The sequence below is a fragment of the Pseudomonas sp. BB438 genome (genome assembly GCF_057180225.1).
The window spans coordinates 5,375,486-5,391,709 of the sequence record NZ_CM170001.1; the positions used below are offsets into that span (position 1 = coordinate 5,375,486).

At 65.3% G+C, this 16,224-nt stretch carries 11 protein-coding genes and 1 riboswitch; of the genes, 6 read left to right on the forward strand and 5 right to left on the reverse strand.

Going from position 1 to position 16,224, the window contains the following annotated elements; genetic code table 11:
- Positions 1-95: 95 nt before the first annotated feature.
- Positions 96-968, forward strand: a complete 873-nt coding sequence (locus tag AC1ZV1_RS24795; RefSeq protein ID WP_484294069.1) for a hypothetical protein — start codon at positions 96-98, stop codon at positions 966-968.
- 286 nt (positions 969-1,254) lie between these two features.
- On the opposite strand, the gene AC1ZV1_RS24800 is transcribed toward AC1ZV1_RS24795, so the two are convergent.
- From AC1ZV1_RS24800 to AC1ZV1_RS24815, 4 genes are all read right to left on the reverse strand, one after another.
- The gene (locus AC1ZV1_RS24800) at positions 1,255-3,981 is read right to left on the reverse strand and encodes a winged helix-turn-helix domain-containing protein (RefSeq protein WP_484294070.1); all 2,727 of its coding nucleotides are present in this window, start codon (positions 3,979-3,981) and stop codon (positions 1,255-1,257) included.
- 232 nt (positions 3,982-4,213) lie between these two features.
- Positions 4,214-5,581 carry a DUF1329 domain-containing protein gene (locus tag AC1ZV1_RS24805; protein ID WP_484294071.1) on the reverse strand — a complete coding sequence of 456 codons (1,368 nt, stop codon included), beginning with the start codon at positions 5,579-5,581 and terminating at the stop codon, positions 4,214-4,216.
- 166 nt (positions 5,582-5,747) lie between these two features.
- Positions 5,748-7,625 carry a DUF1302 domain-containing protein gene (locus AC1ZV1_RS24810; protein ID WP_484294072.1) on the reverse strand — a complete coding sequence of 626 codons (1,878 nt, stop codon included), beginning with the start codon at positions 7,623-7,625 and terminating at the stop codon, positions 5,748-5,750.
- Positions 7,626-7,834: 209 nt separating this feature from the next.
- A complete protein-coding gene (locus AC1ZV1_RS24815) occupies positions 7,835-9,517 on the reverse strand; it encodes a fatty acid--CoA ligase (protein ID WP_484294073.1) in 1,683 nt (560 codons plus the stop codon).
- A 199-nt stretch (positions 9,518-9,716) separates the two neighbouring features.
- On the opposite strand from AC1ZV1_RS24815, the gene AC1ZV1_RS24820 reads away from it, so the two are divergent.
- Entirely contained in the window at positions 9,717-10,892 is a 1,176-nt protein-coding gene (locus AC1ZV1_RS24820; RefSeq protein ID WP_484294074.1) for a thiolase family protein, read from the forward strand.
- A 63-nt stretch (positions 10,893-10,955) separates the two neighbouring features.
- Here AC1ZV1_RS24820 and AC1ZV1_RS24825 read toward each other — a convergent pair whose 3' ends face one another.
- A complete protein-coding gene (locus AC1ZV1_RS24825) occupies positions 10,956-11,585 on the reverse strand; it encodes a LysE family translocator (RefSeq protein WP_484294075.1) in 630 nt (209 codons plus the stop codon).
- Between the two features lie 82 nt (positions 11,586-11,667).
- On the opposite strand from AC1ZV1_RS24825, the gene AC1ZV1_RS24830 reads away from it, so the two are divergent.
- From AC1ZV1_RS24830 to AC1ZV1_RS24845, 4 genes are all read left to right on the forward strand, one after another.
- Complete coding sequence (locus AC1ZV1_RS24830) at positions 11,668-12,633, forward strand: 2-hydroxyacid dehydrogenase (RefSeq protein ID WP_484294076.1); 966 nt, start codon at positions 11,668-11,670, stop codon at positions 12,631-12,633.
- A complete protein-coding gene (locus AC1ZV1_RS24835) occupies positions 12,630-13,394 on the forward strand; it encodes a DUF1835 domain-containing protein (RefSeq protein ID WP_484294077.1) in 765 nt (254 codons plus the stop codon). Before AC1ZV1_RS24830 ends, AC1ZV1_RS24835 begins: the two co-directional genes overlap by 4 nt.
- Before the next feature lie 52 nt (positions 13,395-13,446).
- A complete protein-coding gene (locus tag AC1ZV1_RS24840) occupies positions 13,447-14,448 on the forward strand; it encodes a methyltransferase (RefSeq protein ID WP_484294078.1) in 1,002 nt (333 codons plus the stop codon).
- 119 nt (positions 14,449-14,567) lie between these two features.
- Entirely contained in the window at positions 14,568-16,025 is a 1,458-nt protein-coding gene (locus AC1ZV1_RS24845; protein ID WP_484297631.1) for an amino acid permease, read from the forward strand.
- A 43-nt stretch (positions 16,026-16,068) separates the two neighbouring features.
- Positions 16,069-16,188: riboswitch (yybP-ykoY riboswitch) on the forward strand.
- Positions 16,189-16,224: the final 36 nt, after the last annotated feature.

The window sequence follows — 16,224 nt, forward strand, 5'->3', positions numbered from 1 at the left end:
CAACCTAGGTAGTGTCGAGGCTCGCGACGGGATGACGCAGGCCTCTCACCCCGCTAACCTAGCCCGACCCGCCCTCGCGCAAGGAAAGCCCGTTCGTGCCGATCTTCACTCGCCGTTCGCTGTGGCCGCTGGCCGTCCTGATGCTGCTCGTGTGCCGCCCCGCCCTGTCCGCCGATCTGTACTACCTGGGCCAGAAGATTCCCGACATCCAGCGCAACTGGACCAGCGCCGACTACCAGGTGCTGATCGACGCGCTGAAGAAGATCGACGAGACCCAGGCCAACGGCCTGCCCCGGCGCAGCGGCGAGTTCACCGGGCCGATTTACCAGCGCATGGTCAGCGAGGAGAACTTCCGCCCGCAGCTGAACATCTACGCGCCACTGGAGCTGCGGCAGAACGAGGCACGCGAGGTGCTGTTCAAGCTCAAGGAGCTGATGCGCCTGTACTTCAACTTCCGCGCCGCCAAGCAGCCCTACGGCGCCGAGGCACTGGGCCTGATGAGCTACTCGCTGCGCGAACAGGCGATCCTGTTCAACCTGACGGTGGAGTTCTGGATGACCCTGGCGCAGAGCGAACAGCGCAATCCGGTACGCCTGCAGGGCATGCAGGAAGCCAAGGCGGCGGCCTCGATGCTGACCAGCAGCGCGCTGGACTACCTCGGCCTCACCGCGCAGTTCGACCGCCAGGACCTGGTGCTCTACAGCGCCGAGCTGGCCAAGCAGTTGCCCGAACTGTTCATCCACCTGCCGCCAGAAGTGCGCGTGCAATTGCTGATGCGCGTGGATGAGCTGGCGCAGAAACATGCCTACCCGGACGTCCGCGAAAACATGCGCGACCTGCTGCCGGTGCTGCAGGCGATCCAGGCGGATGTGCAGAAGCAGCTGGCCGCCCCGGCCAAGGGACAACCCGCGCCCAGGGGGCTGGACCTGAGTGCACCGCCGGAGGCGGAGAAGAAGAAGGGGATGTGAGGCTCGTCAGCGGGTAATTGGAACGCTGATGCCAGTGCAGCATCGGTGTACGCGGTTTGACGCCATCTCCCCAGCCCTGGCTGCGCGCCCCGCTCCGAAGGGAGAGGGGGCCGTTCGGTGCATTCCGGATAGCAGGAGTCAGCCGGCAGCGGTGCGGAGCATCCTTGATACGCCGGGTCCGGCCCTCGCCACGGACCAGTCCCCTCTCCCGCTTGCGGGGGAGGGCTAGGGAGGGGGGAGCACGGTCGGCCGATAAGCCGAAATCAAAGACCTGCGCCAATACTTTCTAGCGCAACAACCCCATCTCCTTAGCTCGCGCCACCGCCTGGGTGCGGCGCTCGACGCCGAGCTTGTCGTTGATGTGCCGGGCGTGGCTCTTCACGGTGTGCAGGGAGATGAACAGGCGCTCGCTGATTTCCTGGTTCGAGCAGCCCTGGGCGATCAGTTCCAGCACCGCCAGTTCCCGGCCGCTCAGGCAATCCGTAAGTGCCGCACCGCGTTCCGGCGGGGCCGGCAAGCGCTCACGCAGGGCCTCGATGACGGGCGACGAGGCCCGGACCGCCAATTGCTCGCGCAACCACTCCGAATGCTGCAGCAGCACCTCATGCAGCGGGATCAGCAGCCCGACGGCCAACCCATTGAGGCATTCGCCCAGCTCGAAGGAAGCCGCGTCCTCGCGCCCATCCTGCAGCAGCAGGGCGACCAGTTGCCCCTGGGCGAATCGAGCCTGCAACTGCGCGCCACCTTGCAGGGCGCCGCTGGCCACCGCACGCAACCGCGCCTCGGCGTCCGCCACGCGGCCTTCACGGCGCTCCAGCTGGGACTGGAGCATCTCCACGTTGCGCGGCAGCTGTGGCGAGCATTCCGGCGGAGTGGCCGGCTCGTCGCCGGTGTAGGTATCGCGCAGACGCTCCAGCCAGGCGGTGGCCAGTTCAACCTGGCCCTGGCCGAGCCAAAGTTCGCACTTGATCAGGGTGATCGCCGACAGGTAGTAGACCGGCGGAACGTCCCAGACGTGCATCATCCGCTCGACCTCGGCGAGGTGGGCGAAGGCGCGAGTGTAGTTGCCCAGCCGCCCTTCCAGGCTGGCCAGCACACAGAAGCCGATTACCAGGCTGATGTCGCGGCAGGCGCGGGCTTCCTCGATGCCGGCCTTCAGGTATTTGCGCGCCTCGTCCGGCTGCAGCGCGAGGCTGCGCAGGTAACCCTGGTAGAGCATCAGTCGGCCGCGAACCGCGTAGCGACGCTGGGAGGACAGGCCGGACAGCCGCGCCAGCCCCTGGCGCACTTCTTCTTCCGCACGCAGTACCTCGCCACGCGCCTGCAGCACGCGGGCACGGTCGTAATGCACCATGGCCTCGAACAGCGGATTGCCGAATCGCTGCGCCAGTTCCAGGGCTTCCCGGTTGAGCCCGCGAGCACGCCACAGATCGTCGCGCACGATGGCCAGGTTGCTCAGGGTCGACAGGCACAGCAGGCGCGGACCGAAGCGCTCCGGGCCCAGGCCGTGCATGGCCTCCTCGCAGTGCCGCTCGGCTGCTTCGATCTCGCCACGGCCACGGGCGATCACGCCCGCCAGCGCCTGCCACTGCGCGAGCAGGTCGCGCTGGGTGGTGGCATCGGCGGCGGGCAGGAAGCGCGACAGCTGCGCCGCCAGCTCCTCGGCCGCGTCCAGCTGGCAGGCCAGCGCCAGCGCCCAGCTGTACAACACGATCAGGCGCGGCGTGCTGGCCAGCAGGCTGTCGGGCAGGTCCATCTTCCAGCGCAGCAGCGTGGCAACGTTCTGCTCGGCCAGCAGCTGTTCTTCGGACAGGCTCTGCACCAGGCTCGCCGCAACTTCCGGGTGACCGGCGCGCAGGGCCTGCTCCACCGCGTCGTCGAACAGCCCCTGGGCGCTGAACCAGCGGCAGGCCCGCAGGTGCAGTGCGGCGGCCGATGGACCGGAACCGGGCAGCGGCCGCGCCAGCAACAGGTCGGAGAACAGGTGGTGATAGCGGAACCATTGCCCTTGCTCGTCCAGCGGCACCAGGAAGACCTGGTGCTGCTGCAGGTGCCGCAGGATGGCGGCGCTGTCGTGCGCATCGCGCAGCGCGTCGCACAGCTCGGCCGAGAAGCGTTCGAAGCGCGCGGTCTGGGCCAGGAACACCTGGACCTCCGGCGACTGCTTGTCGATCACCTCTTCCAGCAAGTAGTCGCGGATCAGTTCCTCGGCACCATGCACGGAGAGGTCCGGCGCATTGGCTGCCAGTTCATCGCCATGGGCCAGCAGCCAAAGGCGCAGTCCGGCGATCCAGCCTTCGCTGCGCTCGACCAGGTTGTCCAGGGCGTTGTCATCCAGCTGCGCACCGTTGGCGCTGACCAGTTGCGCGGTTTCCTCGACGGTCAGGCGCAGGTCCTGTTCGGTGAACTCCAGCAGTTGCCGCGACAGGCGCAGGCGTGCCAGGTGCCAGTCTGGCCGCTGGCGGCTGGTGACCAGCACGACCAGGCCGGCGGGCTGGTGATTGAGGAGGAACTGCAGGCAGCGGTCGAGCACCGCGCCCTGGGCCAGGTGGTAGTCGTCCAGTACCAGCAGGAGCGGACGGTCGACGGACAGGCTGTCCACCAGCTCATCGAGCAGGTCATCGAGCCAGGCTTCGAAGGCAAAGGGCTGGTGGCGCTGGCGCATCTTCAGCAGGGCCAGGGCTTCTTCGCCGAGCGTGGGAAAATGCAGGCGCAGACCTTCGAGGAGGCGTTCGAGGAAACGCCCGGGGTCGCTGTCCCTTGCACTGAGTCCCAGCCACAGGCTGCGCCACTGGCTTTCCAGCGTCTGGCAGAACTCGATGGCCAGCGAGCTCTTGCCGAACCCGGCCGGTGCAGACACCAGTATCAGCCGACCCTCCAACCCTCCCGCCATGCGCTGGCACAAGCGCGAACGGGCGACGTGGCCATGCGGCAGCGGCGGCCGGAAAAAGCGACTTCCGGCCGTACTGGGGGGAACATCGGTCAGTCTTGGCAGAGTCGAGAAGTCGGTCATCGGCCTGGCTCTTGCTCTAGCTCTTATAGCGGTCAATGAAGGTCACACTGTGGACGGAGCCTAGCCCCTTGCGGGCGGTAATTGAAGCCGATTTTGTTACCTCTGCTCACAAGATGACTGGAAGGCATCCGACATTCCGCCCTCCATTCATCTGACAGATGATTCGCCATAAAAAAACCGGCCCGAAGGCCGGTCTTTTCTCACCGCGGAACCACCCGTGGGGATCGGGGGATCAGCGCACGCCTTCCTGGCGAAGCGCTGCCGGGGTGAAGTCGCTTTCCGAAGCGCTGTAGTTGAAGTCGTAGGCGGATTTCTCCTCGTTCTTCAGACCCAGCACCAGGTAACGACCGGACAGCAGGTCATACAGGGTTTCCGCGGTGTACCACGGTACCTGGTAGTTGTAGTAGTACTGGTTGAACGCCTCGGCCACGCGCCACAGGGTGCCGCGACCGTCGTAGTGGTCGATCGCCACGGCTTGCCAGGTGTCCTCGTCGATGTAGAAGTCACGCTTGGCGTAGATATGGCGCTCGCCCGGCTTCAGGGTCGCCACCACGTGCCAGACGCGGTGCAGTTCGTAGCGCGCCAGGTCCTGGTTCAGGTGGCCGGGCTTGATGATGTCCGCGTACTTCAGCTTCGGATCATCCATCTTGTAGTTGTTGTACGGGATGTACAGCTCCTGCTTGCCCACCAGTTTCCAGTCGTAGCGGTCCGGCGCACCGTTGTACATGTCCAGGTTGTCGGACGTACGCAGGCCGTCGGCGGCAGTACCCGGACCGTCGTAGGACACCTGCGGAGCGCGGCGCACGCGGCGCTGACCGGCGTTATAGAGCCACGCCAGGCGCGGTTCCTTCACCTGGTCGAGGGTCTCGTGCACCAGCAGCACGTTGCCGGCCAGGCGAGCCGGGGCGGTCACACGCTGCTTGAAGTAGAACAGCACGTTGCTCGGCTTGCTGGCGTCGTAGTCCTTCAGGTCGGTACGGAAGACGAATTCGTCCTGGAAGTACACCAGCGAGTAGGAACCGTTGACCTGCGGCGTGGCCTGGGTCACCAGACGACGGACGTGGCCGCCGCGGTAGCGGGTGATGTGGTTCCAGATGACCTCCAGGCCATCCTTCGGAATCGGGAACGGGTTGGCTACCTGGAAGTTCTCCAGGCCGTTACCGCCCTGCAGCAGCTTGGTGGTGGTGGCGTTCTTCTTGGTCGCCTCCAGCACGTTTTCCGGCACGGTGGCAGTACGGTGCGACGGGTACACCGGCATCTTGTAGGTGTCGGGGTAACGTTTGAACATGGCTTGCTGGCCGGGGGTCAGCTTGTCCTTGTACTGGTCCATGTTCTGCGCGGTGATGGTGAACAGCGGCTTCTCGCTGGCGAATGGATCGCTGAGAAAGCCCTTGCTGTCGGCAGAGCCGGCGTTCTTGGGCAGGCCGCCGGTCCAGGCCGGGATGCTGCCGTCGGCATTGCCGGCCTTCTCCGCGCCCATCGGGGTCAGGCTGGTGCCCAGCTTGGCCGCTTCGTCGGCAGAGACGGCCGCCATCACCTGGGAGGCAATGAGGCTGAGCGCCAGGGCACCCGTGTGCAGCAGGATCTTTGTTGTTCTCATTCGTTTATCGTCCTCGTTGAGTCTTTGCCCACCGTGATGGCCGCTCTTGCCGGGATGCCCTGAAAGAACGGTTCACGGGTCTTGTCTGCTGCTCGCGCGGCCGGGTCACCCGACCGCGCGGATGGCCCGCCGCGAGGGCGGGCCGCTTGCCGGTTGAACGGCCGGCTTAGAAGGTCACACCGAAGCTCAGGCTGACGAAATCACGATCCTCAACGGTCGAGTACTTGCCGTCGAAGTAGTTGGTGTAGGCCAGGCTTGCGGTGTAGGTGTTCAGGTAGTCGGCATCCAGACCGAGGCTGACGGCCTTGCGGCCTTCCTCGAAGTTGCCACCGGGGCCGGGAGAGTAGCCGTCGACGTCGTGGGACCAGGCCACGTTGGGCTTGAGATTCACGCCGGCGAAGACGTCGTTGTAGTCCCAGATGGCGCGAACGCGATAGCCCCAGGAGTCAGCAGTGGTGAAGCCATCGCTTTCACAGTTGCGGCTGACGTTGTTCTTCGGACCATTGGCACCCAGGGTGGCATTATTGAGCACCTGGCAGGTATTGAGCGCGCCGGTGGCCGGCAGGGGGCCGGGGCCGAATACCGGGTCACGGCCGTAGCGCGCGTCGCTCTGGCTCTCCAGCCCGCCGACGTGGGTCCAGCCCACCTCGCCCACCAGGGTCAAACGCTCGGCGCCCATGACCTGGTCGAAGAAGTGCGTGAAGGTGGTTTGCAGCTGGGTGATTTCCTTGCGGGTATAGCCGTGCAGATCGGTGTCCGGTGAACCTTCAAGGACCGATGCGTTGCCATACAGGCCACCCAGCGGTACAACGCCGGCAAACAGGATGTCAGTGGTGTTGAGCTGTACCGGTGCGTTCGGGCGGTAGCTGATCTCTCCCTGCCAGGCGGTGCCGGTGGGCAGCGTGGTTGAGAAGCTCAGGCCGTAGAGGCGGATGTCCTCGGGGTACTCGACGAAATAGGACGAGTTGCCCGCTACCAGCAGCGGCGCGAACGCAGCCAGCGGCCCCGAGAGACTGCGGGCCAGATTGTAAGTGGACTGGGAAGCACCACGGCCACTGAAAATCGGCAGGCGGCTGTGGTAGTTCATGTAGTAGCCGCCGAACTCGGTGTTCAGGCTGTCAGCGAAGTACTTCATCGACAAGCCATACTGGCCACTGTCGCGAGCATCACGATCAGGGCCGCGGCGAACCAGTGCGCCTTCGTTGTCGATGTCGACACCGAACTGACGTGCCAGGGCTACGTTGGCTGCCCCCAGAGTCTGGGCGCTGCTCAGTACGCGGAGGTTGTTGTTACAACCGTCGGCAATGACATCGGGTTGGGAGAAGAAGGTGCCGCAATTGTCGACGACCGTCTGGTCCCACTCCAGCTGGTAGAAGCCTTCGGCGGAGAGATTCTCGGTGAGGTTCTGCGACAGATAGAACATGTTCACCGGCACCAGGGCTTCCTTGATCTCGGAACCCGGGCGACGGAAGGCAGTCACGTCGAACGGGTTGATCACACTGATGCCGTTCTGGATGAAGGTGCTCTCGCCCCAGTTCACCACCTGCTTGCCCAGGCGCACGGTGCCCGGCAGCTCGCCGATGCTGTAGTTGTGGTAGATGAAGGCGTCGAGCAGCTCAGCGCCGGATGCCTGCGCGGCTTCCTTGCGGTTATGGTCGGATAGCGGCTTGAACTCGGTGCTCTCGTCCTTCTGTTCGAAGTCGTACCAGTATTTGCCGCGCAGGAACACACCGGTGTCCTGGTACTTCAACTCGAGGTCGTGGATGCCCTTGAAGATCTTAGAAAAGGTCTTGCCGGCCTTGTAGTTCAGGTGGCCATCGTCAGAGGTCTGGGACAGGCCTTTGCCGCCGTTGTTGGAACCTATGAGGTTGCTGCTTGGATTCTGCGTCGACCAGCTGGCCCCCACGGACAGCGTCGAGTCGAACGAACCTTCGATTTCCCCGATGTTGAAGCTGACGGCGGATGCCGGAGCCGCCAGTGAAGAGGCCAGGCTGACCGCCAGCGGCAACCGTGCCAGGCGCCAGATATGTTGCATGGTTTTCATCGACGCTACTCCATGTGTGTTTTTTGTTATGAGTAGTGGCGAATATATCCAGCGGCTTACACCGCTTGATCGCTCGAAAGTGTGATTTCTCCTACAGAAGCCCTGACTAGACGCTTGCGCAGGCCCCCAGCCTGCGCCATCACTGGGCTGCGCGTGCCAAGCGCTTGCTTGGCACGACCACCCGAAAACCGTGACTTGCCGGTCGTCGGTCACACCGTGGAGAGGAAAGCGCTGCCGGCTTCCTGCCATTGGGCGATGTCTACCCGGATACGCTTCTTGTCGAGCTTGCCGACGCTGGTCTTGGGAACTTCAGTAACAATGGCAATCTGCGAGGGAATCGCCCACTTGTTGATGTGGCCCTGCTCAACGAAAGGCTTGAGGTGCTCCTTCAATCCCTTGGCATCCAGCGCCAGACCATCACGCAGCACCAGCAGGGCGAACGGCCGTTCACCCCATTGCGGGTCCGGTACGCCGACTACCGCCACCTCGCGCACTGCCGGATGACGACTGATGAGGTCTTCCAGCTCCAGGGACGACAGCCACTCGCCGCCGGTCTTGATCACGTCCTTGATACGGTCGCGGATATCGATGAAGCCCATGCCGTCGAGGGTCGCCACGTCTCCGGTGTGCATCCAGCCGCCGACCCAGAGCTCCTCGCTCTTTTGCGGTTCCTGGAAATACCCCTGGGTCAGCCAGGGCGAGCGCAGCACGAGTTCGCCCTGGGATTCGCCATCGGCCGGGAGGAACTGGCCGTGCTCGTCCATGATCGCCGCTTCCACCAGCGGTACCGGCACGCCGGCCTTGATGCGGTAGGTGGTGCGCTCGTCCTCGCTGCCGGCGCACAGCTCCTGGTTGAGGTAGCCACAGGAGATCAGCGGGCAGGTCTCGGACATGCCGTAGGCCGCGGTGAGCTGGATGCCGCGCGCCTTGGCGGCGTCGTACAGCGCGTGGTTCAGGGCGCTGCCGCCGATGATGATCTTCAGCCCGCCGAAGTCGTGGTCCTTGGCGCCGGCAGCATTGAGCATCATCTGCAGAATGGTCGGCACGCAGTGGGAGAAGGTCACCTTCTCCTCGCGGATCAGCGTGCACAGCAGCTCCGGTTCGTAACGCCCCGGATACACCTGCTTCACACCGAGCATGGTCGCCACGTAGGGCACGCCCCAGGCGTGGACGTGGAACATCGGGGTGATCGGCATGTAGACGTCGTTGGTGCCCATCAGGCGGATGCTGTCCAGGCTGCCGATGGTCGCGGCCATCGCCAGGGTGTGCAGCACCAGCTGGCGGTGGGTGAAGTACACACCCTTGGGGTTACCGGTGGTGCCGGTGGTGTAGAAGGTGGTTGCCACCGAGTTCTCGTCGAAGTCGGGGAAGGCGTAGCGCGGGCTGGCGGCGGCCAGCAGCGTCTCGTATTCGCCGACGCAGCTGGGCAGCGTGCAGGTCTTGTCGGCCCCGTCGGTGATCAGCAGGGTCTTTTCCACCGTGGTCAGTTGCCCGGCGATGCCCTGGTAGAGCGCGGCGAACTCGCTGTTGACCAGCACGAAGCGGTCGTCGGCGTGGTTCATGGTGTAGAGGATCTGTTCCGGCGAGAGGCGGATATTGATGGTGTGCAGCACCGCGCCGATCATCGGGATGGCGAACATGCACTCCAGGTAACGGTGGCTGTCCCAGTCCATCACCGCCACGGTGTCACCGGCCTTCACGCCGGCCTCGGTCAGCACGTTGGCCAGCCGCGCGACGCGCTCGTTGAAGGTGGCATAGCTGTAACGCACGGTGTCGCGGTAGACGATTTCCCGGCCTTTCTCGTAACGGCTGCCCGACAGCAGCAGGCTCTTGATCAACAGCGGGTACTGGTAGGCGTTCTGTGCAGCGGGGATGACGCGGGTTTTCAGCATGGCGTACGCACTCTCAAGGCTGGATCTCATCAGGATGAGACCGACTCTAGAGCGCTCGGTGTGTCCATTCATCAGTCAAAAGAGTGATTTGCCGATGACTCTTTGGCGACATCCGGTCACGCGGTAGAATCCTGACGCCCGGTCGTTCACGGCCGGTACCCCGATAGCGCATCACAACAAGAGCGAAGAGGTTAGATTCATGTCCGAGATCGTCATCGTCAGCGGCGCCCGTACTCCCATGGGCGGCTTCCAGGGCAGCCTGTCCGGCGTTTCCGCCGTCGAGCTGGGCGCCATCGCCATCCGCGAAGCCATTTCCCGTGCCGGCATCCAGCCCGAGGACGTGCAGGAAGTGATCATGGGCAACGTACTGCCCGCCGGTCTGAAACAGGGCCCGGCCCGCCAGGCGTCGTTGAACGCCGGCCTGCCCGCCGCGACCGGCTGCACCACCATCAACAAGCTCTGCGGCTCGGGCATGAAGGCCGTGATGCTGGCCCACGACCTGCTCAAGGCCGGCAGCAACAGCGTGATGGTCGCCGGCGGCATGGAAAGCATGTCCAACGCCCCCTACGTCATCGAGAAGGCCCGCACCGGCCTGCGCATGGGCCACGGCGAGATCAAGGACCACATGTTCCTCGACGGCCTGGAAGATGCCCGCACCGGCCGCCTGATGGGCTCCTTCGCCCAGGAAACCGCCGACCAGTACAACGTCACCCGCGAAGAGATGGATGCCTACGCCATCGAGTCGCTCAAGCGTGCCCAGGCCGCAATCAAGGACGGTTCGCTGGACTCGGAAATCGTTCCGGTCACCGTCACCACCCGCAAGGGCGAGACCGTGGTGAAGGACGACGAGCAGCCGCTGACCGCCAACCTGGACAAGATCCCCGGCCTGCGCCCGGCCTTCCGCAAGGACGGCACCATCACCGCCGCCAACGCCAGCTCCATCTCCGACGGTGCCTCCGCACTGGTCCTGATGACCGCAGAGGAAGCCGCTCGCCGTGGCCTGAAGCCGCTGGCGAAGATCGTCGCCCACGCCACCCAGAGCCAGGACCCGGCCGAGTTCACCCTGGCCCCGATCGGCGCCATGACCAACCTGTTCAAGAAGGCCGGCTGGAGCAAGGACGACGTTGATCTGTTCGAAATCAACGAAGCCTTCGCCATGGTCACCATGCTCGCCATGCGCGAACACGGCCTGGATCACGCCAAGGTCAACGTCTACGGCGGCGCCTGCGCCCAGGGCCACCCGGTCGGCTCCACCGGCTCGCGCATCATCGTCACCCTGATCAACGCCCTGCAGAAGAAGGGTGGCAAGCGCGGCGTAGCCTCCCTGTGCATCGGCGGCGGCGAAGCCACCGCGGTGGCCATCGAGCTGATCTGATCCTCGATCAGGCAGGAAAAAGGGGCGCCTCGGCGCCCCTTTTCATTTCACTCGAACCGCGACTCAGCGCAACTCGGTGAAGGCCAGCTTGATACCCAGCCCCACCAGCACCACGCCCATCATCCGGTCGAACCAGTGGCCCATGCGCGCGAAGCCGGCACGCACGCGCTGCTGGCTGAACAGCAGCGCCACCAGGCAGAACCAGGCGGCAGTGGCGCAGGCCAGGTACACGCCATACCCCGCCTGCACCAGCAGCGGCGTGTGCGGGTTGATCACCACGGTGAACAGCGAGAGGAAGAACAGCGTGGCCTTGGGATTCAGACCGTTGGTCACGAAGCCGGCGACATAGGCGCCACGTGGCGTGCGAGCGGCCGGCGGCGCAATGGTTTCAGCCGTCGCCGGATCGGCCGGGCGCGCCCGCAGCGCCTTGAAGCCGATGTACAGCAGGTAGGCCGCGGCCAGCCACTTCAGCGCGTTGAACAGCACGATGGACTGCGACACGATCAGGCCGATACCGAGCAGCGAATAGGTGACGTGCAGGAAGATCGCACTGCCCACGCCCAGCGCCGTCCAGGTGCCGGCGCGGCGACCGTGGGTCACGCTCTCGCGCACCACCACGGCGAAATCCGGGCCAGGGCTGGCCACCGCCAGCAGGTGAATGAACGCCACCGTGAGAAATTCCGCCCAGTACATCACGCCTCCGCAGAGCCTTGGAAAAACAGTTAGGCTGACCACCTTACGTCACGCCGAATCACTGCAAAAGGTACAGCTGCCCATGAACAGCGCTCGCGCCGTCTTCCTCGACCACGCCTCACTCGACCTCGGGGACCTTGATCTCGCGCCGCTGCGCGCGCCGTTCGGCGAACTGGTCCTGCACGGGCGCAGCGATACGCAGCAGGTGGCCGAACGACTGCAGGGCGCGCAAGTGGCGATCAGCAACAAGGTGCGCATCGGCGCCGACGTGTTCGACCAGTGCCCGGACCTCAGGCTGATCCTGGTGGCCGCCACCGGCACCAACAACGTCGACCTCGACGCCGCGCGCCGGCATGGCGTGACCGTGAGCAACTGCCAGGGCTACGGTACTCCGTCGGTGGCCCAGCACACCCTGATGCTGCTCCTCGCGCTGGCCACCCGCCTGCCGGACTACCAGGCAGCGATCCGCGAAGGCCGCTGGCAGAAGGCAACGCAGTTCTGCCTGCTGGACTTCCCCATCGTCGAACTGGAAGGCAAGACCCTCGGCCTGCTCGGCCACGGCGAACTGGGTGGCGCCGTCGCGAAGCTGGCCGAGGCATTCGGCATGCGCGTGCTGCTCGGCGCCCTGCCCGGCCGGCCGGCCCGTACCGACCGGCTGGCGCTGGACGACCTGCTGCCGCAGGTCGATGCCCTGACCCTGCACTGCCCGCTGACCGATGCCACACGCAACCTCATCGGCCAGCGCGAACTGAACCTGATGAAACCTGGCGCCTTTCTCATCAACACCGCACGCGGTGGTCTGGTGGACGAACAGGCGCTGGCCGACACCCTGCGCCGCGGCCATCTGGGCGGCGCGGCCTTCGACGTACTCAGCGTCGAGCCCCCCAAAGACGGTAACCCGCTGCTGGCCGGCGATATCCCGCGCTTCATTCTTACCCCGCACAGCGCCTGGGGCGCACGTGAGGCCCGGCAGCGCATCGTCGGCCAGTTGAGCGAGAACGCCACCGGCTTCTTCGCCGGCGAGCCGCGCCGGGTGGTCGCAGCATGAGCCTGCATCTGGTTTGCGGCGACGGCGCCGCCGAAGCCCTGCACCGGGCCGTCGAAGAGGGCGTGCTGACCGAGAAGAAGATCCGCGTGATGCCGGACGACCTCGCAGTCGGCCCACTGAGTGATGTCGATAATCCGCCCTGCCAGCAACGCGCCGCGTTCTGGCATGCGCTGGGTGGCGAGGCCCTGCGGGAACGGGAAATCGCTATCGAGATGGCCACCGAGGTGAACTGGCTACGCAGCCCGGACGTCACGTCCGTCACCCTCTGGCATGGCGACAGTGCCAGCGAGCAACTGCTGCTGCGCAGGGTCTGTGCGCTGTTGCCGGCCAATGTCACCCTGCGCAGTGTCGGTGCCGGTAGCGGCCAGTGCCGCAGCGAGGACCGCCACGCCATCGCCATGCTCAAACCCGTCGAACTGGCCAACGCCCTGGCCGCCAGCCACGAACTGGACGCCGCCGAACGCCAGCGCCTGGGCGCGGACTGGCAACGCGCCCAAGCTGAAAACACCGAGTTGCGCCTGTGGCTGGATGGCCAACTGAGCGGCACCGGCTACGCGCACATCGACCGCATCCTGCTGGACAGCGCCAGCGAATCCTGGCGCCCGGTGCAGTCGCTGATCGGCCCCACCATGGCCTACGTCGACGGCCTGTTCGTCAGCGACCTGCTGGCTGCCTGGCGCCTGCGCGAACAGGTGGCGGCGGGAGCGCTGGAATTGCGGGGCGACGACTTCTGGAAGAACGGCGAGGTGCGGCTCGCCTAGGCTCGGCCGCGGCAGCCCTGCTAAACTCGCGCCCTTTTTTCGAGGAGGCCGCATGTCCAACGCCCCCACCAGTGAAGTGCTGCTGCGCCAGATCGAGCGCTTCCAGGGCCGCGTCCTGCTCGCCGGCCTGCCCGCCGATGCCCTGCTCGGCGACCTGTCACAGGCCCAGGGCTGGAGCTGGCACGCGGGCGAAGCTCGCCAGCTCGAAGGCCGCTATCCCGGCCGCTGCCACTTCGGCGCCACGCCTCCCGAAGGCGTCTTCGACGCGGCCGTGCTGTTCCTGCCCAAATCCCGCGAGCTGACCGATTACCTGCTCGCCGCGCTGGCCAGTTGCGTGCCGGACGGCGAGCTGTACCTGGTCGGCGAGAAACGCGCCGGCGTCGAGCGCGCCAGCAAGCAGCTCGACGAATTCGGCCGCGCCAGCAAGCTGGACAGCGCCCGCCACTGCCAGCTGTGGCACACGCACATCGACGGCGCGTCGGTTGCGCCTGACTTGCACACCCTCGCGCAACGCTACGAACTGCCGCTGGCCGACGGCCCGTTGCAGGTCATCACCCTGCCCGGCGTGTTCAGCCACGGCCGCCTGGATCGCGGCAGTGCGTTGTTGCTGGAGCACCTGGACAAGCTGCCGACCGGTCATGTTCTGGACTTCGGCTGCGGCGCCGGCGTGCTCGGCGCCACGCTCAAGCGACGTTATCCCCAGAGCCAGCTGACCCTGCTGGACGTCGACGCCTTCGCCATCGAAAGCAGCCGCCTGACCCTGGCCGCCAATGGCCTGGAAGGCGAGGTGATCTCCGGCGACGGCATCGACGCCGCGCCGCAGGACCTCGCCGCCATCGTCAGCAATCCGCCCTTCCACCAGGGCGTGCACACCAGCTACGCGGCCACCGAGAACCTGCTGCGCCAGTCGGCACGCCACCTGTCGTCCGCTGGAGAGCTGCGCCTGGTGGCCAACAGCTTCCTGAAATACCCGCCGCTGATCGAACAGCACCTGGGCCCCTGCCGCACCCTGGCCGAGGCCGACGGCTTCCGTATCTACAGCGCCCGGCGCTGATCCCAGGCTCGCACTACACTCCACCGAGCCTGCCCGGATCGGCGCACCGCCGCTCGCCCTGAACTATCGAGGACACCGTGAATCGCAGAATCAAAGATGACGTCGAACTGACCTTCGCCATGGGGCCGAAAGAGAAGCCGCATCACCTCAAGCGCTCTCTGAAACCACGCCACCTGAACATGATCGCCATCGGCGGTTCCATCGGCACCGGGTTGTTCGTCGCCTCCGGCAGCACCATCGCCACCGCCGGCCCCGGCGGCGCGCTGCTGGCCTATGCGCTGATCGGGTTGATGGTGTTCTTCCTCATGACCAGCCTCGGCGAGTTGGCGGCCTATATTCCCGACTCCGGCTCGTTCTGCACTTATGGCAGCCGTTTCATCGACGATGGCTTCGGTTTCGCCATGGGCTGGAACTACTGGTACAACTGGGCGGTGACCATCGCCGCCGAGCTGGTAGCGGCGCAACTGGTGATGAAATTCTGGTTCCCGGAAGTCTCGGGCATGTACTGGAGCGCCGGCTTCCTCGGCATCATGTTCATGCTCAACTTCTTCTCGGTGAAGGGCTTCGGCGAGAGCGAGTTCTGGTTCGCACTGATCAAGGTGGTGGCCGTGGTGGTCTTCATCGGCATCGGCCTGGCCAGCATCATCGGCATCATGCATGGCATCGACAGCCCCGGTTTCAGCAACTTCACCACCGGCGATGCCCCCTTCGTCGGCGGCTTGCAGGCGATGATCGGGGTGGCAATGATCGCCGGGTTCTCGTTCCAGGGCACCGAGCTGATCGGCGTCGCCGCCGGTGAGTCGGAGAATCCGCAGAAGTCGATTCCCATCGCCATCCGCCAGGTGTTCTGGCGAATCCTGATGTTCTACATCCTGTCGATCTTCGTCATCGGCATGCTGATCCCCTACACCGATCCGAACCTGCTCAAGACCGACAGCAGCGACATCAGCACCTCGCCCTTCACCCTGCTGTTCGAGCGCGCCGGCCTCGCCGCTGCGGCCGGCGTGATGAACGCGGTCATCCTCTCGGCGATCCTCTCCGCCGGCAACTCGGGCATGTACGCCTCGACCCGGATGCTCTACACCATGGCCACCCAGGGCAAGGCGCCACGCCTGTTCACCCAGGTCTCCGAGAGTGGCGTACCGCGCTACGCCCTCTATGCCACCACGCTGATCGGCGCGCTGTGCTTCCTCACCAGCTTCATCGGCGACAAGACCGTCTACACCTGGCTGCTCAACGCCTCGGGCATGTGCGGCTTCATCGTCTGGCTGGGCATCGCGGTGTCGCACTACCGCTTCCGCAAGGGCTTCGTCCTGCAGGGCGGCAACCTCAACGACCTGCCCTACCGCGCCAAGTGGTTCCCCCTGGGCCCGCTGTTCGCCTTCGTGCTCTGCCTGATCATCACCCTGGGCCAGAACTACCAGGCCTTCGTCGGCGAGCACGTGGACTGGGCCGGGCTGGTCGCCACCTACATCACCATTCCGCTGTTCCTGGCGATCTGGCTGGGCTACCGGCTCAAGAACGGCACACGCTTCATCCGCTATGACGAGATGGATATCCGCCCGAAAACCGACTGACTCTACGGGCAGCTTGCCCAAGTCCTGCGACTTGGGCAGAATGCGCCCCGTCCTAGGGGAGTAGTCTCCCGCGAGCAACCGGCTCGCCCGGTACGCGTCAACACACTTGGTCCGCAGACCATGGCGCGTACGATCCAGGCCTGCAGCGTTCAGGCCGGGGTTTGACAAGACCTATGACACGAGCAACCTGACCCGGGGC

Coding starts and splice junctions, on each gene's coding strand:
- AC1ZV1_RS24815 (WP_484294073.1), bottom strand. CDS start 9,517: ATGCTGAAAACCCGCGTCATCCCCGCTGCACAGAACGCCTACCAGTAC.
- AC1ZV1_RS24820 (WP_484294074.1), top strand. CDS start 9,717: ATGTCCGAGATCGTCATCGTCAGCGGCGCCCGTACTCCCATGGGCGGC.
- AC1ZV1_RS24835 (WP_484294077.1), top strand. CDS start 12,630: ATGAGCCTGCATCTGGTTTGCGGCGACGGCGCCGCCGAAGCCCTGCAC.
- AC1ZV1_RS24830 (WP_484294076.1), top strand. CDS start 11,668: ATGAACAGCGCTCGCGCCGTCTTCCTCGACCACGCCTCACTCGACCTC.
- AC1ZV1_RS24825 (WP_484294075.1), bottom strand. CDS start 11,585: ATGTACTGGGCGGAATTTCTCACGGTGGCGTTCATTCACCTGCTGGCG.
- AC1ZV1_RS24840 (WP_484294078.1), top strand. CDS start 13,447: ATGTCCAACGCCCCCACCAGTGAAGTGCTGCTGCGCCAGATCGAGCGC.
- AC1ZV1_RS24800 (WP_484294070.1), bottom strand. CDS start 3,981: ATGACCGACTTCTCGACTCTGCCAAGACTGACCGATGTTCCCCCCAGT.
- AC1ZV1_RS24810 (WP_484294072.1), bottom strand. CDS start 7,625: ATGAAAACCATGCAACATATCTGGCGCCTGGCACGGTTGCCGCTGGCG.
- AC1ZV1_RS24845 (WP_484297631.1), top strand. CDS start 14,568: ATGGGGCCGAAAGAGAAGCCGCATCACCTCAAGCGCTCTCTGAAACCA.
- AC1ZV1_RS24805 (WP_484294071.1), bottom strand. CDS start 5,581: ATGAGAACAACAAAGATCCTGCTGCACACGGGTGCCCTGGCGCTCAGC.